20 protein-coding genes are annotated in these 22,380 nt (G+C 70.0%); 10 read left to right on the forward strand and 10 right to left on the reverse strand.

All coding sequences use genetic code 11. The annotated features are described in order from the left end of the window. Positions 1 to 114 precede the first annotated feature (114 nt). Positions 115 to 2,055 (forward strand): 1-deoxy-D-xylulose-5-phosphate synthase, encoded by a 1,941-nt coding sequence (dxs, locus tag J9315_RS07420; protein ID WP_198498972.1) that lies wholly within the window; start codon positions 115 to 117, stop codon positions 2,053 to 2,055. A gap of 9 nt (positions 2,056 to 2,064) precedes the next feature. On the opposite strand, the gene J9315_RS07425 is transcribed toward dxs, so the two are convergent. Genes J9315_RS07425 through J9315_RS07435 form a run of 3 tightly spaced genes read right to left on the reverse strand, consistent with a single transcriptional unit; the run spans position 2,065 to position 4,372 of the window. Next, positions 2,065 to 2,592, reverse strand: a complete 528-nt coding sequence (locus tag J9315_RS07425; protein WP_232623617.1) for an ATP-binding protein — start codon at positions 2,590 to 2,592, stop codon at positions 2,065 to 2,067. Continuing rightward, entirely contained in the window at positions 2,589 to 3,761 is a 1,173-nt protein-coding gene (locus tag J9315_RS07430; RefSeq protein ID WP_198498971.1) for an HRDC domain-containing protein, read from the reverse strand. Before J9315_RS07430 ends, J9315_RS07425 begins: the two co-directional genes overlap by 4 nt. Then, positions 3,758 to 4,372: a DUF3000 domain-containing protein gene (locus J9315_RS07435; RefSeq protein ID WP_198500986.1), complete on the reverse strand. Its 615-nt coding sequence runs from the start codon at positions 4,370 to 4,372 to the stop codon at positions 3,758 to 3,760. The genes J9315_RS07430 and J9315_RS07435 overlap by 4 nt, the downstream gene beginning before the upstream one ends. Positions 4,373 to 4,507: 135 nt before the next feature. On the opposite strand from J9315_RS07435, the gene hemE reads away from it, so the two are divergent. Genes hemE through hemQ form a run of 3 tightly spaced genes read left to right on the forward strand, consistent with a single transcriptional unit; the run spans position 4,508 to position 7,697 of the window. After that, positions 4,508 to 5,566: a uroporphyrinogen decarboxylase gene (gene hemE / locus J9315_RS07440; RefSeq protein ID WP_198498970.1), complete on the forward strand. Its 1,059-nt coding sequence runs from the start codon at positions 4,508 to 4,510 to the stop codon at positions 5,564 to 5,566. After that, positions 5,563 to 6,990, forward strand: coding sequence for a protoporphyrinogen oxidase (gene hemG, locus J9315_RS07445; protein WP_198498969.1), 1,428 nt, complete (start codon positions 5,563 to 5,565; stop codon positions 6,988 to 6,990). Before hemE ends, hemG begins: the two co-directional genes overlap by 4 nt. Beyond that, positions 6,987 to 7,697 carry a hydrogen peroxide-dependent heme synthase gene (hemQ, locus tag J9315_RS07450; RefSeq protein WP_198498968.1) on the forward strand — a complete coding sequence of 237 codons (711 nt, stop codon included), beginning with the start codon at positions 6,987 to 6,989 and terminating at the stop codon, positions 7,695 to 7,697. Before hemG ends, hemQ begins: the two co-directional genes overlap by 4 nt. Positions 7,698 to 7,871: 174 nt before the next feature. On the opposite strand, the gene J9315_RS07455 is transcribed toward hemQ, so the two are convergent. Then, on the reverse strand, positions 7,872 to 8,096 hold the full coding sequence (locus tag J9315_RS07455) for a hypothetical protein (protein WP_198498967.1): 225 nt from the start codon (positions 8,094 to 8,096) through the stop codon (positions 7,872 to 7,874). 112 nt (positions 8,097 to 8,208) lie between these two features. Between J9315_RS07455 and J9315_RS07460 the strand changes: the two genes are divergently transcribed. Beyond that, a complete protein-coding gene (locus tag J9315_RS07460) occupies positions 8,209 to 8,673 on the forward strand; it encodes a MarR family transcriptional regulator (RefSeq protein WP_198498966.1) in 465 nt (154 codons plus the stop codon). A gap of 42 nt (positions 8,674 to 8,715) precedes the next feature. Here J9315_RS07460 and J9315_RS07465 read toward each other — a convergent pair whose 3' ends face one another. Then, the gene (locus J9315_RS07465) at positions 8,716 to 9,231 is read right to left on the reverse strand and encodes a GNAT family N-acetyltransferase (protein ID WP_198498965.1); all 516 of its coding nucleotides are present in this window, start codon (positions 9,229 to 9,231) and stop codon (positions 8,716 to 8,718) included. Next, complete coding sequence (gene msrB / locus J9315_RS07470) at positions 9,232 to 9,660, reverse strand: peptide-methionine (R)-S-oxide reductase MsrB (RefSeq protein ID WP_198498964.1); 429 nt, start codon at positions 9,658 to 9,660, stop codon at positions 9,232 to 9,234. Between the two features lie 146 nt (positions 9,661 to 9,806). Here msrB and J9315_RS07475 point away from each other — a divergent pair, with 146 nt between their 5' ends. Next, positions 9,807 to 11,006 carry an alpha/beta fold hydrolase gene (locus J9315_RS07475; protein WP_198498963.1) on the forward strand — a complete coding sequence of 400 codons (1,200 nt, stop codon included), beginning with the start codon at positions 9,807 to 9,809 and terminating at the stop codon, positions 11,004 to 11,006. A 33-nt stretch (positions 11,007 to 11,039) separates the two neighbouring features. Here J9315_RS07475 and J9315_RS07480 read toward each other — a convergent pair whose 3' ends face one another. Both J9315_RS07480 and J9315_RS07485 read right to left on the reverse strand, forming a co-directional pair. After that, a complete protein-coding gene (locus J9315_RS07480; protein WP_198498962.1) occupies positions 11,040 to 13,910 on the reverse strand; it encodes a penicillin acylase family protein in 2,871 nt (956 codons plus the stop codon). A gap of 60 nt (positions 13,911 to 13,970) precedes the next feature. After that, positions 13,971 to 14,867, reverse strand: coding sequence for a DUF817 domain-containing protein (locus tag J9315_RS07485; protein ID WP_198498961.1), 897 nt, complete (start codon positions 14,865 to 14,867; stop codon positions 13,971 to 13,973). A gap of 158 nt (positions 14,868 to 15,025) precedes the next feature. Here J9315_RS07485 and J9315_RS07490 point away from each other — a divergent pair, with 158 nt between their 5' ends. Beyond that, on the forward strand, positions 15,026 to 16,810 hold the full coding sequence (locus J9315_RS07490) for an N-acetylmuramoyl-L-alanine amidase (protein WP_198498960.1): 1,785 nt from the start codon (positions 15,026 to 15,028) through the stop codon (positions 16,808 to 16,810). 118 nt (positions 16,811 to 16,928) lie between these two features. Beyond that, the gene (locus J9315_RS07495; RefSeq protein WP_198498959.1) at positions 16,929 to 17,636 is read left to right on the forward strand and encodes an NAD(P)-dependent oxidoreductase; all 708 of its coding nucleotides are present in this window, start codon (positions 16,929 to 16,931) and stop codon (positions 17,634 to 17,636) included. 89 nt (positions 17,637 to 17,725) lie between these two features. Here the strand turns inward: J9315_RS07495 and J9315_RS07500 are convergent, their stop codons facing one another. Together J9315_RS07500 and J9315_RS07505 are read right to left on the reverse strand one after the other, a co-directional pair. After that, entirely contained in the window at positions 17,726 to 18,274 is a 549-nt protein-coding gene (locus tag J9315_RS07500; protein WP_198498958.1) for a dihydrofolate reductase family protein, read from the reverse strand. 11 nt (positions 18,275 to 18,285) lie between these two features. Then, a complete protein-coding gene (locus tag J9315_RS07505) occupies positions 18,286 to 19,098 on the reverse strand; it encodes a L,D-transpeptidase family protein (RefSeq protein WP_198498957.1) in 813 nt (270 codons plus the stop codon). Between the two features lie 61 nt (positions 19,099 to 19,159). On the opposite strand from J9315_RS07505, the gene J9315_RS07510 reads away from it, so the two are divergent. Both J9315_RS07510 and leuA read left to right on the forward strand, forming a co-directional pair. Beyond that, entirely contained in the window at positions 19,160 to 20,350 is a 1,191-nt protein-coding gene (locus J9315_RS07510) for a DUF6636 domain-containing protein (protein ID WP_198498956.1), read from the forward strand. Between the two features lie 237 nt (positions 20,351 to 20,587). Beyond that, a complete protein-coding gene (leuA, locus tag J9315_RS07515; protein ID WP_198498955.1) occupies positions 20,588 to 22,357 on the forward strand; it encodes a 2-isopropylmalate synthase in 1,770 nt (589 codons plus the stop codon). Positions 22,358 to 22,380 lie beyond the last annotated feature (23 nt).

Raw genomic sequence — 22,380 nt, forward strand, 5'->3', positions numbered from 1 at the left:
ACCCACAAGCTGGGTTGCGGCTTGGGAACGCGCTAAAATGTTCCGAGTGGAAACAGCCGTACCCTCGGCGGACGATGCGCATCGTCCGTCGTCACATCCCAAAAGCGAGGCCGCATGACATTCCTTGAGTCGATCGAGAGTCCTGCGGATCTGCGCGGACTCGATGCGGCCGAGTGCGAGGTGCTCGCGAAGGAGATCCGGGACTTCCTCGTCACCACGGTCGCCGGCACGGGAGGCCATCTCGGCCCCAACCTCGGCGTCGTCGAACTCACGATGGGACTGCACCGGGTCTTCGACTCCCCGCGCGACACGATCCTCTTCGACGTCGGCCACCAGACGTACGTCCACAAGCTGCTCACCGGCCGGATGGCCGACTTCGGCACGCTGCGCCAGCGGCACGGCCTCTCCGGGTACCCGAGCCGTGCCGAGAGCGACCACGACGTCATCGAGAACTCCCACGCCTCGGCGTCCCTGTCGTGGGCCGACGGCATCGCCAAGGCCCACCAGCTCAAGGGGGAGAGCGACCGCCACGTCGTCGCCGTCATCGGCGACGGGGCCCTGACCGGCGGCATGGCCTGGGAGGCGCTCAACACGATCGCCGCCGACACCTCGACGCCGCCGCGCAAGCTCATCATCGTCGTCAACGACAACGGGCGCTCCTACGCCCCGACCGTCGGCGGATTCGCCGCCCACCTCGACGACCTGCGGACGATGACGAGCTACGAGAAGCTCCTCTCGTGGGGCAAGTCGACGCTCCAGCAGTCCGGTGCACCCGGCCGCGCCGCCTACTCCGCGATCCACGGCGTCAAGCGCGGCCTCAAGGACATGGTCAGCGCCGAGCAGACGGGCATGTTCGACGAACTCGGCATCAAATACCTCGGCCCCGTCGACGGTCACGACCTCGCCGGCGTCGAGAAGGCCCTGGCCCGGGCCAAGCAGTACGAGGGCGGTCCCGTCATCGTCCATATGATCACGCAGAAGGGGCAGGGCTACGACCCGGCCGTCAACGACGACGCCGACCAGTTCCACTCCGTCGGGGTCATCGATCCCGTGACCGGCCGCTCGACCCCGTCGAAGCAGACCTCGTGGACCTCCGTCTTCGGTGACGAGGTCCTCGAGATCGCCCGCGACCGCGACGACGTCGTCGCCGTCACCGCCGCGATGCTCCTGCCGGTGGGACTCGCGAAGTTCGCCGAAACCTACCCCGAGCGCGTCTTCGACGTCGGGATCGCCGAACAGCACGCCGTCACCTCGGCGGCGGGACTCGCGTACGGCGGACTCCACCCCATCGTCTGCATCTACGCGACGTTCCTCAACCGCGCCTTCGACCAGATCCTCATGGACGTCGCCCTCCACGGACAGGGCGTGACCTTTGTCCTCGACCGGGCCGGCATCACCGGACCCGACGGGGCGAGCCACCACGGGGTGTGGGACATGGCGATGCTGCGCATCGTCCCCGGCCTCCAGCTCGCCGCCCCCCGCGACGGCGCCCGGCTGACCGAGGAGCTGCGCGAAGCCGTCGCCGTCTCCGACGCACCGACCGTCATCCGCTTCCCCCGCGGCAGCGTCGGCGCCGACGTGCCCGCGGTGCGCCGGACCACAGGCGGCGTCGACGTCCTCCGCGAGATCCCCGAGGGCGAGCCCAAGGACGTCCTCATCGTCTCCGTCGGCCCCTTCGCCTCCCGCGCCCATGAGGTCGCCGAGGCGCTGGCCGCCGAGGGCATCACCGCGACGATCATCGACCCCCGCTGGGTCCTGCCGGTGCCCACCGACGTCATCGACCTCGCGATGGAGCACTCCCAGGTCGCCGTCATCGAGGACGGAGTGCGCCTCGGCGGCATCGGCTCCCGCATCCGCAGCGACCTGCGGGCTGCGGACTCCCGGATCGGCGTCGTCGAACTCGGGGCCCCGGACGAATTCCTGCCGCAGGGCACCCGCGACGAGATCCTCGAATACGTCGGCCTCGACGTCGATTCGATGGTCGCCGAGATCGTCAACATCCTCCCCGCCGAGGTGCGCAGTCGGGCAGAACGGGGCACCCGCCGAGGCGCGTGAGCCGACCCGCTAGACCTCGGCGAGGGCGCTCGGCCACTTCCGGGCGATCCAGTCGCCCCAGTCCGCTGTCGCCCGCGGTCCGAAATCGCCGGCGGCCTCGGCCGGGGTGGGCTCCTCGAGCAGAGTCCGCCACTCATCGAGCGCGTCCTGCGTGACCGGCCACGCGGTGCTGTCGCTCCTGCCGCGCTCCGCGACGCGGGCCGCCTGCTGCGCGGGATCGATGGCGAGGTACTCCGTGCGAGTCCGTGCCCCGACGGTGCCGGCAAGCCAGCTCAGCGCGATCCGCTCGTCACGGGTCCACAGTCCGAAGTCGAGGACGACGGAGGCCCCGGCGCGCAGGATCTCGACGGCCGTGGTGATGAGTCGGCCTTCGACGACGGTGCGCATCCCGTCGGCCTCCGGGTCGCCGAAGAGCGGTCGCATCCACTCATCGGGGGTCAGCCGCACCGCCGGCAGCGCCGCCGCGAGCTCCTTGGCCCGTGTCGTCTTCCCGGCCCCGACCTGCCCGACCATGAGGACGAGCTCGGGTGCGCTCACGGCAGCGGAAGCGCTGCGAGCGCCGCGCTCAGCGCGGGAGTCGTCAGCTCGACCTGCCACGGCCGCGCCCCGTGCTCCGTGAGGAACTCCGCGACGTCGGTGCGGCCCGAGGCCGCGAGCGACTTGACGATCGCCGGCTGGAGGAGCACCTCGTGGGGCATCGTGTGTGCCGCGGCCACCTCGGCGACAGCGGTCCGCAGGGCGGCGGTGCGCTCCTTGAGCTCCGTGTGGCTGAACGGCGAACGCGGCAGGCTGCTCCGCTCCCGCTTCGGCGGCAGCTCCTCCGGGGTCAGCTGTCCGGCCCGGCGCAGCGCGCGGAAGAGGCGCACCGACTCCGTGCGGGACAGGCGCGGCCAGCGGTCGAGGATGTCATCGCTCGAGCGCACCCGCGCCCGTGCGAGATCGATGAGCTCACGGTCGCGGAGCACCTTCGACGGGGCGAGATCGGTCTCGGCGGCCATCGCGTCCCGGGCCTCCCAGAGGGCGCGCACCTTCGCGAGCTCCGCCCGGGACCCCAGCTTCGCGACGCCGCTCGTGCGCCGCCACGGCTCGGCGTGGACCTTCGGCGTGAACGACAGCAGGTGTGCGAACTCCTGCTGCGCGAACTCCCACTTGCCCGCCTGCCGCAGCTCCTCGGCGAGGATGTCGCGGATCGGCACGAGCACCTCGACATCGAGGGCGGCGTAGTTGAGCCATTCCTCCGGCAAAGGGCGCGTCGACCAGTCCGCCGCGGAGTGCTCCTTGGCCAACCGGATCCCCAGGGTGGCCTCGGCGACCGCGGCGAGGCCGAACTTCTCCCACCCGAGGAGACGGGCGGCGAGCTCGGTGTCGAAGAGGGCGGCGGGCACCATGCCCCGCTCCTGGAGGCACGGCAGATCCTGGGTGACGGAGTGGATGACCCACTCATCGGATCCGAGCGCGGGGTTGAGCGAGGAGAGGTCGCCGAGGACCTCGGAGTCGAGGAGGAACGTGCCCGCACCCTCGCGGCGCAGCTGGACGAGGAAGGCGCGCTGGCCGTAGCGGATCCCCGAGGCGCGTTCGGCGTCGATGGCGATCGGCCCGGTCACCGCTGACAGCGCGGTCGCGGCATCGGCGAGTCCCGCGGCGGTGTCGGTGAGCGGGGGGACCCCGTGGGCGGGGGCGGTCAGGAGCGGTGGTTCGGTAGTCATCGACGGCGCCCGGGCAGGGCTGATACTCCTTCAGGCAGAGGCGGCAGTCCGGCGACTGTGCACAGCAGATCGATCCACGCCTCGAGGTGGTTGCCGATCTCATCGGGGCGGCCGATGATCGGGGTCCACGAGGCGCGCAGCTCCAAGTCTATCGTCGCCGGCCTCGTCGCCAGGGTGCCGAAGCTCTCCGAGAGCACTCGCGTCGTCGTCCCGCCCGCCGCGACGACCTCGCAGTCATTGGAATCGAGCGCGTCCTCGAGCCATGACCAGGCGACATGGCCGAGCATCGTCTCATTGCCGAGTTCGTGTTCGAGCTCCGCCCGGATGTAGGACACGATCCGGAACTTGCCTTCCCATTCCGCGGGGGACTCGGGATCGAAGAGGACGACGATGCGTCCGGTCGCAAGCTCCTCGATGGACTCCCCGCTCGCGGAGAGGAAGGTCTCATCGGCGGTGACCTCGGCGCCGAGGGCGTACGAGTACGGCGCGAGCTTCGCCGGCGCGGGGATCTCCGAGATCGAGACGTTGTTCGTGTTCCGCGCTTCGCGCAGGACCGCTGTCACGGCGGAGAACTCCGCCGGAATCCGGTTGAGAGGTGAGGTGTTGACCACACTGGTCACGATAGAACAGCGGATGCTGTGGGGGAATCATCCACGCCGCGCAGGCGGCGAAGAATCCGCAAGACGCGCCGTCTTGAAACCGTTCCCGGTTGGGCGTGCGGGGCACGGGAATGGGAGGATGGGCCCATGACCTCAACCTTGCTCGCCGCTCTCCGGGGAGAGCCTGTCGACCACACCCCCGTCTGGTTCATGCGTCAGGCCGGGCGGTCGCTGCCCGAGTACCGTGAGCTGCGCCAGGGCACCTCGATGCTCGCCTCGTGCCGCGACCCGGAACTCGTCACGGAGATCACGCTGCAGCCGGTGCGCCGGCACGGAGTCGACGCCGCGATCTTCTTCTCCGACATCGTCGTGCCGCTCCAGGCCGCCGGCGTCGACGTCGAGATCGTCGCCGGGCGCGGGCCCGTCCTCGCCTCGCCGATCCGTTCGCGCGCCGATGTCGACGCGCTGCCGGAGCTCGATCCGGCCGACATTCCCGACATCGCCGAATCGATCGGGCGCATCACCGCCGAACTCGGGGAGGCGACGCCGCTCATCGGTTTCGCCGGCGCCCCCTTCACTCTCGCGAGCTATCTCATCGAGGGCGGCCCGAGCAAGAACCATGAGAAGACGAAGTCGCTGATGATCTCCGACCCGGAGACGTTCTCCCGGCTGCTGGAGAAGCTCGCCCGCATCTCCGCGACGTTCATCGACGTCCAGCTGTCCGCCGGGGCCAGTGCCTTCCAGCTCTTCGACTCGTGGGCGGGCTACCTCAGCCGCCGCGACTACGTCGACCACGTCCTCGAGCACTCGACCGCAGTGTTCTCCGCCCTGGCCGCCCACGAGGTCCCGAGCATCCACTTCGGCGTCCAGACCGGTGAGCTGCTCTCCTCGATGGCCGAGGCCGGGTCGAGTGCGATGGGCGTCGACTTCCGCGTCGACCTCGCCGATGCCGCGACCCGGGTGCGTCCCGGCCAGGCCCTCCAGGGCAACCTCGACCCGGCGCTGCTCTTCGCTCCGTGGGAGGCCCTGGCCCCGCGGGTCGAGGACATCGTCCGCGCCGGTCTCGCCCACGATGCGGGCTTCGTCTTCAACCTCGGGCACGGGGTCCTGCCCGACACCGACCCGGAGGTGCCCGGTCGGATCGTCGCCGAGGTGCACCGTCTCTCGCAGCAGCTCATCGCCGAGGAGGCGGCAGGCACCCGATGAGCAGGATGACGATCGTCGGCGGGGGCATCTCCGGGCTCGCCGTCGCTCACCGCCTTGCCGCCGCACATGAGGTCACCGTGCTCGAGGCCGGCGACCGCCTCGGCGGATGCCTGAAGTCGACGACGCTCGGCGGCCACGTCGGGGTCGGTCTCGACCTCGGCGCCGAGGCGAGCCTCGTCCGCCGTCCCGAGACCCGGGAGCTCGCCGCCGAACTCGGCCTCGACCTCGAGTTCCCCTCGCCCCACCACTCCTCGCAGGTGCTCGCCGCCGGTCGCCTCCAGGCGATCCCGAAGCGCACGATCATGGGCGTGCCCGGTGACCCCGAGGTCGTCCGCGACCTCCTCGGCGACGCCGCCACCGCGCGCATCGCCGCCGAAGTTCTCACCCCCGCGCTGGCCGACCCCGACACCTCGGTGGGGGAGTTCCTCGCCGCCCGCCTCGGCGACGACCTCGTCGACACGCTCGTCGATCCGCTGCTCAGCGGGGTCTATGCCGGCCGGTGCCGCGACCTGTCGCTGGCCGCCACGGTGCCCGCGCTCCTGCCCGCGGCCGCCGCGGGCACCTCGGTGCTCGATCTCGTCACCGCCCTGCTTGCCGCCCGCGACGAGCAGGCCGCGGCGTCCGACGCCGCCGCACCGGTGTTCATGTCCCTCGTCGGCGGCATCAGCCGCCTCATCCCCGCCCTCGAGTCTGCGATCACCGCGGCCGGCGGGCGGATCCGCACGCACTCCCCGGTCACCGCCGTGGAGCGCCGCGACGACGGGACCTGGACGGTGACGACACCGGACGGTGCACACACCGCCGACACCGTCGTCCTCGCCACGCCCGCGCCGGTCACGGCCGGACTGCTCGCCGAGGCGGCCCCCGGTCCCGCCCGCCGGCTCCGTGCGGTGCCCTACGCCTCGACCGCGCTCGTCGTCGCCCTCCTCGACCTCGGCGACGGACCGCTGACGGGCTCGGGATTCCTCGTGCCGGCGGCGGCGGACACGTTCATCAAGGCCTCGACGTTCGCGTCGAACAAATGGCCGTGGCTCGCCGACCGCCTCCCCGAGGGCACCGCGCTCATCCGGATGAGCGTCGGACGCTTCGGCGACGCCCCCGGCACGTGGCAGGAGCTCGACGACACGGCGCTGCGCGACCGCGCCTTCGCCGACTGGCAGGAGATCACCGGACGCTCCGGCGATCGGATCATCGTCAGCCAGGTGCAGCGCTGGGACGATGCGCTGCCGCAGTACCTGCCGGGCCACCTCGGCGCGATGGCGGACCTCGACGCCGATATCGGGACGATCCCCGGCCTCGAAGTCGTCGGCTCGACGTACGCCGGAGTCGGCATCCCCGCCTGCCTCGCCCGCGCCGAGACCGTCGCGCAGAGGCTGAGCCGGCCAGCAGACCACCACCCAACCGAGACGAAGGAGACGCTGTGAGCGACTACACGCAACCCACCGAGGAACAGATCGAGCAGGCCAACCAGGAGATCCGCTACATCGCGTACTCGGTCTTCGCCGCCGCCGGTGAGCTCGGCGACGCCGACCGGGCGCCGCTGGCCGCCGAGGTCGACGAGGCGCTCGCCCCGCTCATCGAGCAGGGGCTCGTCGTCCGCGGCGTCTACGACGTCTCCGCCCTGCGCGCCGACGCCGACGTCATGTTCTGGTACCACGCCCCGACGATCGAGCTCATCCAGGCCGCGTACTCGGCGATCCGCCGGACCCTGCTCGGCGGGATCCTCGAACCCGTGTGGTCGGTCGTCGGACTCCACCGTCCCGCCGAGTTCAACAAGGCCCACCTGCCGGCCCTCCTCACCGACGACCAGCCCGGCTCCTACATCTGCGTCTACCCGTTCGTCCGGTCCTACGACTGGTACCTCCTCGACCCGGGCGAGCGGTCGACGATGCTGCGCGACCACGGGATCGCGGCGGCCGGCTACAAGGACATCAAGGCGAACACGATCTCGGCCTTCGCCCTCGGCGACTACGAATGGCTGCTCTCCTTCGAGGCCGAGGAGCTCCACCGCATCGTCGACCTCATGCGCGACCTGCGCAACACCGAGGCGCGGCGGCACGTGCGCGAGGAGATCCCGTTCTACACGGGACCGCGCCGCGAGCTCGTCGACATCATCACCGACTGGCGCTGAGCACCGCAGACGCGCATGAGGCCGACACTCGATAGGAGTGTCGGCCTCATGCGCGTCGGTGTTTGTGCGCTTGTTTGCTTGAGCGCTTATGCGCGTCGGTGCGGGGGAGCGTTGGCGCGGGGGCAGGCGGGGAGCGGCGCCGTGTGCGCGCCGGGCTGGCGGGGGAGCCGGGCCTCAGTCGTCGGTCGGCGGCTGCGGGGTCTTCGCGACGACGTAGGAGTGACCGGCGGCGTCGGTGCGCATCTCGAGGCCGAGGGCGTCGAGGCGCTCATGGCGCAGGTGCTCGTCCTCGAAGTACCCGCCGGGGCGCGAGCTGTCGACCTGCGCAGGGCCGACGATGCGGCGGAAGAAGGAGTTGAGCCAGGCGACGCGGCGCTGGGGATCGTGGTGCTCGGTCATGGAGGTCCTCCTCGACAGGATCGCGCCGGGACGGTCCCGGTGGATGCGACGAAACTGATAACTCAATAGTACACTGAAGATTAGTGCGCTAACTAATTGTGGGAGGACACTCATGGACCTGGACGATCCGCTGGCTCTCGAGAGCCAGATCTGCTTCGCACTCGCCGTCGCCTCGCGCGGGGTGATCTCCGCGTATCGGTCGGTGCTCGAGCCGCTGCGCCTCACCCACCCGCAGTACCTCGTCATGCTCGCCCTCTGGCAGCACGGCAGCTTGCCGGTCCGCCGCATCGCCGAGCTGCTCCGCCTCGAACCGGCGACGGTCTCACCGCTCGTCAAGCGACTCGAGGCCCTCGACTACGTCACGCGTGCGCGCAGCGCCAGCGACGAGCGCGTCGTCGAGGTCACGCTCACCCCGACCGGTGCCGATCTGCGCCGGGCCGCCGAGGCGATTCCCGGCCAGATGATGGCCAAGCTCGACATCGACGAGGCGGGGGTGCGCGATCTCCATGCGACGATGACCCGGATCATCGCCGCCGTCGACGCCTCGAACGCGAGGGATTCCTCAGCGGCCTCGTAGACTTCCGGCCCGGGCGGTCCAGGGCCCCAGGGCGACGAACCGTCAGTGAGCCGGGGTCTGAGGCCGCGACATCGGCGTGTGCTCGATGCCGTCCTCGTCGAAGCGGGGACCGTTCGGGGCGAAGCCGAACTCGGTGTAGAACCCCTCGAGATGGGACTGGGCGTTGAGCGTGAGCGGCAGATGCGCGAACTCGGCGACCACCTCGGCGATGAGCCGCCTGCCCCACCCCTGACCGCGGGCGGCCGGATCCGTGACGACCCGGCCGATGCTGCGCGCCCCCGGCACCGCGGCCGGCCCGTCGGCGAATCCCTCCGGGAGGATGCGGGCGTACGCGCGCGGCATCAGGCTCACCCCCGCCTCGGCGCCGTGGGAGTCGGGGACCGTCCCGCCGTCGCCGGGATGGAACGCATGGAGCGTGCCCGGCAGGGTGTCGACCCCGTCGAGGTCGAGGAACACGCAGTCCTGCTCGACGACGAAGACCTGGGAGCGCAGCTGGAGGATGCCGTAGAGCTCGGCCGTCGTCAGCTCCGCGAACGGCTTGATGACGAGCCCGCTCACTTACGCGTCCTGCGCGTCCTCGTTGAGCCGCAGCGAGATCGAGTTGATGCAGTAGCGCTGATCGGTGGGGGTGTCGTAGCCCTCACCGGAGAACACGTGGCCCAAGTGGGAGTCGCAGTTCGCGCAGCGGACCTCGACGCGCTCCATGCCCATCGAGGTGTCCCTGATGTAGCGGACCCGATCCTCGGCGAGCGGAGCGTAGAACGAGGGCCACCCGCAGTGCGAGGCGAACTTCGTGTCCGAGGGGAACAGGTCGGCCCCGCACGCCCGACACTGGTACATGCCCACCGTCGTCGTGTCGTTGTACTCGCCGGTGAACGGACGCTCCGTGGCACCCTGACGGAGGACGGCGAACTCCTCGGGGGTGAGCACGTCCTGCCAGCGGACCTCCTCGGTGCCGTCAGCGGCGGGGGTGGGAGTGTGGCTCATGGTGACCTCCGGTCTCATTGCTCGGTGCGGTGGTGTCCATTGTCCCACCACCGGGACGGTCCGGGCCCGACGCTGCGGCGCCCACGACTCTTCCATGAGGTCAACAGCGTTTGGAGAGATCTCATTCCGTGGGAGAGAATGACACCATGGCACGCGACTCTCAGTTCCCCACGCGCCTGCTGCTGGCCGCAGTCGGCGTCGGCGCCGGCATCGGCGCTGTGATCTCAGTGGCTTCCTCGGGACTCGCCGCGTACTTCGCCCGTCGCATCGTCGTTCCCGAGAACGCCCCCGAAGAGCTCGACATCCTCCACATCGACGGCTTCTCCCCGAACATGCGCATCCACCTCCCGGCCGACGAGGAGACGACGGTGCCGGGCCTCTACGGCCTCTACTTCAACCAGGGGGCCGGGCACGCGGTGATCGGCGACATCGTCGAATACGATCCGCGCTCGCGCACCGTCTCCCGTGAGGTCGTCAGCGTGACCAAGGGCGACATCCGCCGCGCCCGGCACGGCCGCTGGACGGGCGTCGTCTACCCGGACCCGCTCGCGGCGGGGGTGAAGTTCGAGGACATCGACCTCGAATCCGACGCCGGGACGCTGCCGGCCTGGCACCTTCCCACCGACCATCCCGAACCCCGCGACACGTGGGCGATCCTCATCCACGGGCGCGCAAGCACGCGCGCCGAGGGCCTGCGGGCGGCCCCCGTGCTCAACACGCTCGGCGTGCCGGCGATCGCGATGTCCTACCGCAACGACGCCGAGGTGCGCATCGAGTCCTCCTCGCGCTACGGCCTCGGCGACACCGAATGGATCGACGTCGACGCCGCGATCGACTTCGCGCTCGCCCACGGCGCCCGCAACGTCGTCCTCTTCGGCTGGTCGATGGGCGGGGCGATCGCCTTCCAGGCGGCCTCGCGCGGACGCAACCGCGAGCACATCGCCGCCCTCGTCCTCGACGGTCCCGTCGTCGACTGGATCAACGTCCTCGACGGCCAGGCGAAGAAGAACATGCTCCCGACCCCGGTCGCGAAGCTCACGCTCGAGATGATCACTCAGCCGTGGGCGCGCCCGATCACCGGCCTCGAGACTCCGCTCGACCTCGGGCGGATGGACTGGGTGACCCGGGCCGCGGAACTCGATGTGCCCGTCCTCCTCATCCACTCCGACGACGACGAGTTCGTTCCGTCCTCACCCTCGCACGCCCTCGCCTCCGTCCGGCGCGACCTCGTGACGATGCCCCCGTACGTCAAGGCCCGGCACACGAAGGAATGGAACGTCGACCCCGTCCGCTGGGAGGACGATGTCGCGAACTTCCTCGAGACGAAGGTCCTCCCGCACGACTGAGGGCCACGACTGGGGGCACCTCACCGGCACCCGTCACGGCGTGAGGACGAGCGTGTCCTCCGCGGCTGCGGCCACCGCCGCCGGTGAGTACGCCCACCGCCGGGTCCGATTCGCCGCCCAGTCCTCCGTCTGATCGGCGTAGTTCGGGTTGAAGGCATGACCCGAGGCCCCGGTGAGATTGATCCACCGCGAGCGGTCGAAGTCCCCGACGTCGATGATCTGCCGCATCGACGGCACCCAGTCCGTCTCGAAGCCGACCGCGGCGTCCCACCCGGTGGCGTTGACGACGCCCGAGCCGCCGGAGACCTCGAAGGGCCCGCGGTTGAAGAGCTTCTCCACCGCGGTGATCCCCGATTCGCCGAGGCTGGCGTTCTTGATCGTCAGCTCGTGCAGGGTGCCCCATCGCCAGGTCACCGGTTCGGGCCCGAGGAGGTCGGCGGTCCGGGTCCACGCCGACCCGAGCGCCCGGGTGAGCGCTTCGTCCCGGCCGGTGACGTCGGCGTCCGTCCACCACGGCGACTCCGGTTCGGCGAGCAGATCGTCGATGACGAGATACCAGCGGCTGCCCCCGGAGGGACGGACCTCCGCCGGCAGCTTTGGGGCGAACACCTCGGCGAGGATCGTCGAGACGACGACGTTGAAGTACGCGGCCCCCGCGCTGTCTGCGGAATCCCGGCCGTCCCAGGTCCGCAGCATCTCCTGGGCGGCTTCGATGTCGGGGTCGCCGTTCGCCTCGAGCGCGAGCAGCCGGGGCACGAGCGTGTCGGCGAGGGGATTGCGATCATCGCCCTGGATCGCCGCGAAGTCGTCGGCGCTCACCGGGCCCGCCGCGATCGCCTCGGTGAGGAGATCGGTGATCCGGGTCGCCCGGTCCCCGTCGTCGTAGTCGTCGCCGAGGCGCACGGATTCGCCCGGTCGGGTGACGGGGTTGTTCGCGGTGACGATCCACCCGCGCTCGGGGTTGAGGGCCGAGGGCAGCTCGTCGAAGCCGATCCAGCCCTGCCAGTCCTGGTCCGAGTCCCACCCCTGGCGGGGGAGCATGCCGTCGGCGGTGCCGCGGCGGGGGATCTTCCCCGGCGCCTGGTAACCGATGTTGCCTTCGACGTCGGCGTAGACGAGGTTCTGGGAGGGCACGTCGAAGAGTTCGGCGGCGGCCCGGAACTCCTCCCAGTTCGTCGCCTTGTTGAGCGCGAAGATCGCCGAGGCGGTGCGGCCGGGGGTGAGCGCCGTCCATTCGAGGGCGAGCTGGTAGCGGGCACCGGCCAACCCGCTGTCGGCCGACGGGGACTCCGCTCCGGTCGTCGAGTCGAGGACCGTGCGATAAGTGTCGTCGAGGCCGGAGACGATCGGGCCGTGCTTCGTCTCCCAGATCGTCATCGTCCGCGGCTCCTCCTTCGCGATCCGGATCGTCTCCTGTCGCGTGACGACGCGCTCCCTCTCATCGTCGTAGATCGCGTCGGCGTCGTCGATCTTCTCGACGACGAGGTCCGTGACATCGGGGCCGAGATTCGTCATGCCCCACGCGATCGACTGATTGTGCCCGATGACGACCCCGGGCAGACCCGAGAACGAGAATCCCGAGACGTCGAACGGGCACGCGGGCGTGACCTGGGAGCACCTCAGCCCGACCTGGTACCAGACCGAGGGCATCGCCGGGGACAGGTGCGGATCGTTGGCGAGCAGGGGCGCACCCGTGTCCGTGAGCGCACCGGAGACCACCCACGAGTTCGATCCGATGTCGCGGCTGTTCATCCCCAGCAGGCCCGGGATCTCCCGCAGGCGGGCATCGAGTTCGCCGAGGTCCTCCGGCAGGGTGCCGTTGGACGCGGGGCCGTTGGACGCGGGGCCGGCGTTGGGCCCGCTGTCAGGGGTGAGGGACCCGCCGGCCTTCGGGGCGCTGTCGTTTCCCGCCGAGGTGGTGGCCGGGTCGTCGGATCTCCCCGCCGAGGTGGTGGTCGGGTCCCCGGATCGTCCCGCCGAGGTGGTGGTCGGGTCCCCGGATCGTCCCGCCGAGGTGGTGGTCGGGTCCCCGGATCGTCCCGCCGAGGTGGTGGCTGGGTCGTCGCCGGAGTCTGTGGTCCCGCCGGTTGCGGACTGGCCGTCGGGGGGATCGTCGGCGGGGGCCGCCGGGGCGTCACCGGGCGGGCCGTCGATGATCGTCGGTCGCTCGTCGTACGGGTAGTCAGGGTAGATGTCGGCCATCTGCTCCTCGGTGAGCGCCGCGCTGGTGATCGCCCGGTCGATCTCGTCCTCGAGGTTCGACCGCAGGTCCCACGCCATCGCCTTGAGCCAGGCGACGCTGTCGGCCGGGGTCCACTCCTCGATCTCGATCGGTCCGGCCTGGAGACCGAGGATCCCGTATTCGAGGGAGACCTCGGTGGGGGAGCGATCCTTGAGGTAGGCGTTGACCCCCTCGGCGTAGGCCTCGTAATAGCCGAGCGTCGTCGCATCGAGCTGGGCGACCTCCTCCTCGGCGACCTTGCGCCAGCCGAGCGTGCGGATGAAGGCATCCGTGCCGTACTGCGAGGGACCGAAGTACTCCGAGAGCCGCCCCGCCGTGACCTTGCGACGGAAGTCCATCTCCCAGAACCGGTCCTGGGCGTGGACGAATCCCTGGGCGAGGAAGAGGTCGTGGGAGGTCGAGGCCTCGATCGTCGGGATGCCGCTGCCGTCGCGGGTCACGGTGACCTGCGCGTCGAGACCCGGCAGGCTGATCTCACCGTCGGTCGTGGGAAAGGAACGGCGGACGACGACGATGCCGAGGAGGACGGCGAGGAGGGCGAGGACGACGAGACCGGCGAGGACGCGGAGGACGATTCTCCTGCTCAGGTGAAGATAGGTGCCCGACGGCGGGCGCATGGCCGATTCGAGTGCGCTCGGCGCGTCCGGTTCCGCGGCAGCCATGAAGTCCCCTTCGACGTCGTTGGTCCCGAGTATAGGTGCTCACCGGGCCGGCGGCGCTGATCAGGAGGGGCGGTCGGCGGAACCGCGGTGCGCCGTCGTCTCCGGGGGCCGGGGCGGGTAGACGAACGTGACGAGGACGACGGAGATCATCATGAGGAGGAACCACGCGACGAGCTTCGTCACGGGCACGAGCTCCCAGCCCTCGGCCTGCGAGGGGTAGAGCCACGCGCCGGCCGCGGTGCCGATGTTCTCCGCGATCCAGATGAAGAACGCGACGAGGACGAAGGCGAGGAGGATCGGCATGCGCAGGGTGCGGGTGTGGACGCGGAAGTGCATGACGCAGCGGAAGTAGACGATGACGGTGGCCGCGACGAGGAACAGGCGGATGTCGATGACGAAGTGGTGGGCGAAGAAGTTGACGTAGATGGCCACGGCGATGAGAGCGGTGATCCACCTCGGCGGGTAGTGGCTGAACCGGAGGTCGAAGAGCCGGTACACGCGGACGATGTAGGAGCCGACGGCCGCGTACATGAACCCCGTGAACAGCGGCACCGCGCCGATGTGGAGGACGCCGCCGGGGGCGTAGTTCCACGAGCCCACCGCGGTCTTGAAGAGCTCCATGACCGTGCCGAAGATGTGGAAGAGGACGATGACGAGGAACTCGCGACCGGTCTCGAGCCGGAAGGCGAGCATCCCGATCTGGATGAGCACGGCGATGATGACGAGGACGTCGTTGCGGGCGACCGGCGCATCGGCGGGATACCACCACGAGGTGAGGATGATGGCGGTCAGCATGAGCGCCCCGAAGAGACACGCCCAGGCCTGCTTGATCCCGAAGGCGAGGAACTCGCGCAGCCCCGCGGGGACACGGATGAGCCAGCGATTGGCGACGGTGTCGAGGAGCGCTTCGAGCCGCGTGAGCTCACGACTGCGCTGAGGGTCGCTGGGCTGGGGCATGGAGGACTCTCACGGATCGGGCGGGAGGGGACCACAGAAGCCTACCGCGCGGTCATTTCGGGCGGCGAACCTGCGCGGATTCGGTGTGAGAGGGTTCACAAGTCACTCTCAGCTGAGGTATCGTCGCAGCCGTGACCGAGCGAGGAAGCAGGATGCCCATGAGAGCTCTCTCCCTGACCGTGACCGCCGTGACCACCACCCTCATCGCCGCGTCGATCGGCGTGCCGGCGCTCGCCGCCGACGCCCCCGATCCCGGACTCGGCTCCGCGCCGTCGAGCAGTGCGCCGCCGAGCAGTGCTCCGGCGGGCGGCGAGGACGACTCCGCGCCATCTCCCGACCCCACATCCGCGCCGTCCTCGGCGCCCGCCTCGGCGCCGGATGCATCCTCCCCGGACTCCTCCACCGGCTCCACGGCAGGCGGGGGAACGGCCGTCGACACGTACTCCGCTGCCGTCAGCGACGTCGAACGGATCGCCCTCGACCCCGCCGAGGTGACGATCCTCGGCGCCCGCTGGAACGGTGAGGACCCCGGACTCGAGTTCCGTTCGGAGACGAACGGAGCCTGGACCGGCTGGGAGGACCTGCCGGCCGCAGATGACCCGGGCCCCGATGAGTCCTCGCCGGAGGCCGCACAGTCCACCGACGCGGCCGGGGAGTCCGAGGCCGTTCCCGTCCTCGACTCGACCGCGGTCGAGGTCCGCGCCTCCGCCGCCGGTGCGGCGACGACGGATCTGACGATCACGACCGCCGCGACCCCGGTCACCGACGCCGACGAATCGCTGGCGAAGCGACCCGATCCGGGATCGCCGTCGGGCCTGTCCCCGCAGAAGTACAACGAGGGGCTCAAGGCCAACATCATCACCCGCGCCGAATGGGGTGCGGATGAGAGCCTCGTGCGCTGCCAGTCGGATCAGACGTCGAGCGCGAAGGGCGTCTTCGTCCACCACACCGCCGGGTCGAACTCGTACTCCGAGGCCGAGGCGCCGGGCATCATCCGCGGCTATCTCGCCTACCACACGCAGTCGCGGGGCTGGTGCGACATCGGCTACAACTTCCTCGTCGACCGGTTCGGCAACATCTACGAAGGCCGGGCCGGCAGCATCGACAAGGCGATCACCGGAGCGCACGCGTCCGGGTTCAACTCCTCGACGATCGGGGTGAGCGTGCTCGGCACGTACACGGGATCGGCGCCGAGCTCGGCCGCGCAGAAGGCCGTCGAGCGCGTCATCGCGTGGAAGGCGAACACGTACGGATTCTCCCCGACCGGATCGATGACCCTGACCTCCGGCGGAGGCGGGACGGCCAAGTACCCGGCAGGGCAGAAGGTCACGCTCAAGACCGTCTCCGGGCATCGGGACACGAGCTACACGGACTGTCCGGGCGGGGCGTTCTACTCCCGGCTCGGGGCGATGAGAACGAATGCCGCGGCGCTCCAGGACGACCTCGGCTACTCCGTCGGCGGGGCGATCGGGTCGTACTACCGCGCCAACAAGGCCGCCACCGGTGAGCCCACGGGCCCCGAGCGGTCCCTGTCGAACCCCGACGGGGCGTACCAGTTCTTCCAGAAGGGCGTCGTCTACTGGTCGAAGTCGACCGGCGCCCACCTCAACAAGGGCGGCATCCGCTCCGCGTACGCGGCGCTGAAGTACGAGAAGGGGCTGCTCGGATTCCCCACGACCGACGAGGTGACGTTCACGTACCGCTCCGATGCCGTCTACCAGGGGTTCGAGCACGGCATCATCACGTACTCGGCGGCGACGAAGGGCCAGCCGCTCAGCTACGGGATGCTGAGCAAGTGGAAGGAACTCGGGTGGGAGCGCAGCCGGCTCGGACTGCCGACGACCGGCGAGTTCTCCTCCGGCGGCAAGACCCGCCAGAACTTCGAAGGCGGGTACATGACGTTCACCGCGAGCGAGGGCGTGCGCGTCTTCTACTCGAACTGAGCGGGGCGCGGTCGGGTCTCCGATTCGGCGCGGCCTGCGCGATCGTCGCTGGACAGTCGTGTCTGGGCGGTCGTGTCCGCGCAGTCGTCTCGGTGCGCCGGGGTCATAGACTGGGCCGATGCGCATCCTCCTCTTCGGTGCCTCCGGTTGGGTCGGCACGCATCTGTCCGCCCACCTCGGCGCCGCGCACGAGATCATCGGCGTCGTCCGCTCGCTGCCCGACGGTCCCGTCGCCTACACCCCGCTCGTGTGCCCGGACTGGGTCGATCATCCCGAGACCGTCAAGGCGGGGCTGGCCGACCTCGGCGCTGAGGCGGACGCCGTGATCGCGGCGATCGGCGGCTGGTCCGTCGGTGACCCGGTGCTCGCCCGCGGGCTGGCCGCGTTCGACGAGGATTATGCCTCTCACCTGCGCGGACACTTCACCGCTGCGAAGATCTCGGCCGACCTGGGCGTGGGGACGCATCTCGCCCTCAACGGGGTCGCGAGCATCGAGGCCCTGAGCGGATCGGGGGCGATCAGCGTCTTCGGCGCCGCCCAGTCGATGCTCATCCGCGTCGCCGATGCCGAGACCGCCGACGTCCGGTTCCGGGAGCTGACGATCCTCGCCCCCGTCTCCGGTGATGACCGCAACGACCTCACCGGGGGAGTGGAGACGATCGACATCGCCGAGGTGAGCGCCGCCGCGGCAGCGATCCTCGAGCGTGGCGGGATCGCCTCCGATGAGTCCGGGCGCACGGGTTCGCCGGGAGGAGAGGGCTCGTCGGCAAGCGCGGATTCGTCGGGTGGCGAGGAGATCGTCACCTTCCTCTCACCGGGGCGGTGATCGCGCGCCCGGTGGCGTGTGTCGACTGCGTCGGCGCGGACGGGACGACCGACCGCCTCGGCGGGGTCACTCCATGGACGACGCCGAGGTCACGCGCGCACGTAGCGGATGATGACCTGGTCGTCGCGCTGTTCGACGCCGCGGACTCGCAGCGGGATGTCGGCGTCGAGGGCGGAGAAGTGCGTGCCGGCATCCTTGAGGTAGCGCGGGGAGATGCTCAGATGCAGTTCGACGCCCGGGCCGTGGTCGAGGAGACGGTAGGCGAGGTTGGGGCCGGATTCGCAGAGGAGCATGTCGCCGGTCGTCTCGAGTCCCGCGATCACCTCGGGCAGGGTGTCGGGGGTGAAGTGGACGGCACGGTAGTCGAGGCCGCGCTCCGCGAGCTGCTGGGACAGGACCTCAGCGTCGGATTCCGTGAGCACGTAGACGGGGGTGTGCTCGAGCACCTTGCCGGGCGCGTTGATCATCGGCAGCTGCGGGTTGAGCGCCGTGCGGCGATCGATGAGGATCGCCCCGGCCCGCCTCCGCAGGCCGACGAAGTAGGTGAAGTCCGTGGGCGTCGACACCCCCGTCGACCACCCGTCCTGGGCATATGCGCCGTTGATCGACTGCACGAGGGAGATGATGACCTCTCGCATGCGCTCGCCTCCTATTTCGCCAGTTCTGCGGCCGGACCCATCGCGATCCGCGGATGCGCCTCCGGGTCGAGGTTCTCCAGCAGCCACACGAGATCGTCCTTCTTCAGGGTGACGCAGCCGTTCGTCCCCGAATCATGGTCGAGATGGAGCCAGATCCCGCCGCCCCGGTCCTTGCCCAGCGGACGCGTGCGATCGGTCGGGGGAGTGCCGGGCGTGCGGTTGTAGTCGATGGCGATGACGTAGTCGAAGACCCGTTCGTACTCGGGTCCGTACGCGACGCTCGCCGAGGCGGAGAGGCCCTTGTCCCGCGTGTACGGCAGCTTGGTGCCGGGATTCTCGGCATAGCCGCCGGCATCGCTGAGGGTGAAGACGCCGATCGGGCTCGTCTTGTCCCCTTCGCGGCGGTCGGCCAGCCATCCCGCCGACCCGTTGTGCGTGGCGAAGGTCTTCACCTTCTCCCATTCGTCGCCGGTGCGCCGGTAGACGCGCAGCTCCCCGGACTCGGAGTCCGCGTACGGGCTGGCGACGACGAGCGCCTGAGTCGTTTCGGCCGGGATCTGGGCCGAGGTCTCCGGTCCGAGTCCCGGCAGCGCCGGAGCCGGGTCCTGTCCGGATGCCTCCCCTTCCCGTTCCCCGGATCTCGTCGCCGAGGCGGTCCCGGGGTCGTGCTGGACCGGAACGGCGAAGTCACCGGTCGGACCCTGTTGAGCGGGTGCCGCGATCGCGCGGTCGGGGGAGTCGTCTGCGGGCCCGCACGACGCCAGGGAGACGGTGACGGCGAGTCCGACGAGGCCCGCGCCTGCGCGGGTGCGACGACTGAACATGAGGTCATCCTCTCACGAACCTGAAAAGGGGGAGGCCGGGGGCTGTGAGAAAATGGCGCTCATGAGTATTCCACCCGTGCCGAATCATCCTCCGCGCCCCGGGCGCCGGAAACCGGCCGAGGAGACTCCGGATTCGATCACCACGCAGCTCTTCATCGGCCAGGACAAGTCGCCGCAGGCCGACGGCTCGACGCAGGCGCTCAGCGCCGAGGAGATCGACCGGTTGAAGTCGATGGTCTCCGCCGACGGCGCCGCGGCGACCGAGGTCCTCAGTCTCGAGGAGCTCCGCGCCATCGCGGCCGCCGAAGGCGGTGACCCGGAGGTCGATGAGCCCGCAGCGGCACCCCGGAAGGTCAACTCCTCGGACCTCGCCGAAGCCGAGGCAGCGGCGGCACCCCGCCAGTGGAACCCGCAGGGCACCCCGCACTACGGCGGTTCCGAAGGCGTAACGCGACCTGCTGAGGGCTTCGGCGCCGCGGCGCCCGGCCAGTTCTCCCCGCAGGTGAGCCAGCAGGGGCAACCGCGCGGTGGGACTCCGCGCGGGGGGACTCCGGCACCGGCCGGAGCCGCGTACGCCGCGGGATACCAGAACGGCGGATACCCGGGACCCGGTGGACCGGCGGGGCCCGGCGGGCCGACCGGACCGGGAGGACCCGGCGGGCCCGGTTCCGCGGGCGGGCCGGGCGGACCGTACCGGCGCGAACCGGAGACGGCGAAGGTCCCCGCCTGGCTGTGGGTGCTCGCGTCGATCGCCCTCGTGCTCGCGATCGGGATCGTCGGCTACATCGTCTGGGATTCGATGCAGAGCACGGAGGAGACCGCCTCGGCGCCGGAATCACCCTCCCTCCAGCCCACGCCCGCGCCGACGGAGAGCCAGGGGTCGGAGACCTCGAGCCCGCCGGCGGCCGTGGAGACGTTCGCGTCGCCGTCGGGCAACATCGAATGCACGATCGACGCCGACCGGGCGCGGTGCGTCATCGCCTCGTTCGACTACACGCCCCCGGAGAGGCCCGAGGACTGTCAGATGGACAACTGGGGCTCCGTCGTCGTCGCCAACGGCGAGGGCGCGGGCTTCTCGTGCCGGGAGGCCCCGGCGAGCTCGGGCCCGGCGCGCGTGCTCGGCTACGGTGAGTCGATCTCCGCATCGGGGATGACGTGCACCTCGGCCGAGGACGGCATGACGTGCACCGCCGACGACACCGGTGTCGGCTTCACGATGCGACGGGCCTCGGTCGACTTCCTCGGCGATTGAGCGCACCGCCTCGGCGATTGAGACCACCGCCTGCGCGGGGTGGTCTCCGCTGTCTGCGACCGCCGGGTCCCTGTCTTGAGATGTGGACAACGTGTCCGCCTGCGGCTCATCACGGTCTACGGTGGAGGCGTGGCTCACAGGTTCCTCCTCCTTCCGTGCCGCGACGAGTCCTGATTCGGACAGCGCCCTCGTCGCGGAGGCTCTCATGCTGTAAACCCCGACGACAGATGATGAGGAATGATGAACCTGCAGCAGCCGACCCCCATGCCATTCACGAAGTACAAGTCGTTCCAGGATCGGATCGTGCTCGACATGCACGATCGCACCTGGCCTGACCAGGTCATCCGGAAGGCCCCGCGCTGGCTGAGCACCGACCTGCGCGACGGCAACCAGGCGCTCATCGACCCGATGACCCCCGACCGCAAGCGGCGGATGTTCGATCTCCTCGTCAAGCTCGGCTTCAAGGAGATCGAGGTGGGCTTCCCCGCCGCCAGCCAGGTCGACTTCGACTTCGTGCGCTCGATCATCGAGGACGACGCGATCCCCGACGACGTGCGCATCTCCGTGCTCACGCAGGCCCGTGAGGATCTCATCGAGCGGACCGTCGAGTCCCTCGTCGGGGCGAAGATGCCGACCGTCCACCTCTACAACGCGACAGCCCCCGTCTTCCGCAAGGTCGTCTTCGGGTTCGACGGCGACGGCTTCGACCAGACCCGCGACATCGCCCTGCAGGGCACGCAGGCGGTGATGAAGCACGCCGAGACGCTGCTGTCCGGCTCGGACTTCGGGTACCAGTACTCGCCGGAGATCTTCGTCGACACCGAACCGGAGTTCGCCCTCGACATCGTCGGCAGCGTCCTCGACATGTGGCAGCCCGGCGCGGGTCGCGAAACCGTCGTCAACCTCCCCGCCACCGTCGAGCGCGGCACCCCGAACACGTACGCGGACCAGATCGAATGGTTCTGCCGCAACATGCCCTACCGCGACGAGGTGGCCGTCTCCCTCCACCCGCACAACGACCGCGGCACCGGCGTCGCGGCCGCCGAACTCGGCATCATGGCCGGGGCCGACCGGATCGAGGGCTGCCTCTTCGGCAACGGTGAGCGCACCGGCAATCTCGACCTCGTCACCGTCGCCCTCAACCTCTACACCCAGGGCGTCGACCCCGAACTCGACTTCTCCGACATCGACGAGGTCATCCACACCGTCACCGAGTGCAACCAGATCGGCGTCCACGAGCGTCACCCCTACGGCGGTGACCTCGTGTTCACCTCGTTTTCCGGGTCGCATCAGGATGCGATCAACAAGGCCTTCGCCGACCGGGAGCGCAACGCCAAGGCCGACGGCGTGCCCGTCGACCTCATGGAATGGGACATGCCCTACCTGCCCGTCGACCCGAAGGACCTGGGACGCTCGTACGAGGCGATCATCCGCGTCAACTCGCAGTCGGGAAAGGGCGGAGTGACGTACCTGCTCAAGAGCGAGTACGGTCTCGATCTGCCGCGCCGCATGCAGGTGGAGTTCTCCAAGGCCGTCCAGCAGCACACTGAGGCCGGCGGTGAGGTCACCGCCGAGGAGATCCGCCGCATCTTCAACCACGAGTACCTGCCGAGCGACGACCCCGACGCCACGTGGGGTCGCTTCCAGATCGTGGGCCTGCGCACCGAATCCGGCGCCGTCGACGACACGAGCGCCTCCGAGCGCATCGAGGTCGACCTCATCGTGGACGGTCAGGAGCGGACCTACGAAGGCCGCGGCAAGGGCCCGATCGACGCCCTCGTCCGCGTCCTCAACGACAACTTCGACATCGACATGCGTCTCCAGGACTACACGGAGCACGCGATCGGCTCGGGCGCGGACACGATGGCCGCCGCCTACGTCGAACTCGCCATCGAGGACCGGGTGCGCTGGGGCGCAGGTCTCCACCCGAACATCACAAAGGCCTCGCTCAAGGCCGTCATCTCCGCGGTCAACCGCGCCGCGCGCGACGCCGAGTCCGACCGCTGACCCTCTCGCCGATCTGCTGACCG

Source organism: Brevibacterium sp. W7.2 (genome assembly GCF_018137945.1).
GTDB classification, from domain to species: Bacteria; Actinomycetota; Actinomycetes; order Actinomycetales; family Brevibacteriaceae; genus Brevibacterium; species Brevibacterium sanguinis.

What these genes read in the sequence shown, in the direction of transcription:
- msrB (WP_198498964.1), bottom strand. Translation starts at nt 9,660, where the DNA reads ATGAGCCACACTCCCACCCCCGCCGCTGACGGCACCGAGGAGGTCCGC.
- J9315_RS07490 (WP_198498960.1), top strand. Translation starts at nt 15,026, where the DNA reads ATGAGAGCTCTCTCCCTGACCGTGACCGCCGTGACCACCACCCTCATC.
- J9315_RS07510 (WP_198498956.1), top strand. Translation starts at nt 19,160, where the DNA reads ATGAGTATTCCACCCGTGCCGAATCATCCTCCGCGCCCCGGGCGCCGG.
- hemG (WP_198498969.1), top strand. Translation starts at nt 5,563, where the DNA reads ATGAGCAGGATGACGATCGTCGGCGGGGGCATCTCCGGGCTCGCCGTC.
- leuA (WP_198498955.1), top strand. Translation starts at nt 20,588, where the DNA reads ATGATGAACCTGCAGCAGCCGACCCCCATGCCATTCACGAAGTACAAG.
- J9315_RS07430 (WP_198498971.1), bottom strand. Translation starts at nt 3,761, where the DNA reads ATGACTACCGAACCACCGCTCCTGACCGCCCCCGCCCACGGGGTCCCC.
- hemE (WP_198498970.1), top strand. Translation starts at nt 4,508, where the DNA reads ATGACCTCAACCTTGCTCGCCGCTCTCCGGGGAGAGCCTGTCGACCAC.
- J9315_RS07460 (WP_198498966.1), top strand. Translation starts at nt 8,209, where the DNA reads ATGGACCTGGACGATCCGCTGGCTCTCGAGAGCCAGATCTGCTTCGCA.
- J9315_RS07485 (WP_198498961.1), bottom strand. Translation starts at nt 14,867, where the DNA reads ATGCCCCAGCCCAGCGACCCTCAGCGCAGTCGTGAGCTCACGCGGCTC.
- J9315_RS07500 (WP_198498958.1), bottom strand. Translation starts at nt 18,274, where the DNA reads ATGCGAGAGGTCATCATCTCCCTCGTGCAGTCGATCAACGGCGCATAT.
- J9315_RS07475 (WP_198498963.1), top strand. Translation starts at nt 9,807, where the DNA reads ATGGCACGCGACTCTCAGTTCCCCACGCGCCTGCTGCTGGCCGCAGTC.
- J9315_RS07495 (WP_198498959.1), top strand. Translation starts at nt 16,929, where the DNA reads ATGCGCATCCTCCTCTTCGGTGCCTCCGGTTGGGTCGGCACGCATCTG.
- J9315_RS07455 (WP_198498967.1), bottom strand. Translation starts at nt 8,096, where the DNA reads ATGACCGAGCACCACGATCCCCAGCGCCGCGTCGCCTGGCTCAACTCC.
- J9315_RS07505 (WP_198498957.1), bottom strand. Translation starts at nt 19,098, where the DNA reads ATGTTCAGTCGTCGCACCCGCGCAGGCGCGGGCCTCGTCGGACTCGCC.
- J9315_RS07480 (WP_198498962.1), bottom strand. Translation starts at nt 13,910, where the DNA reads ATGGCTGCCGCGGAACCGGACGCGCCGAGCGCACTCGAATCGGCCATG.
- dxs (WP_198498972.1), top strand. Translation starts at nt 115, where the DNA reads ATGACATTCCTTGAGTCGATCGAGAGTCCTGCGGATCTGCGCGGACTC.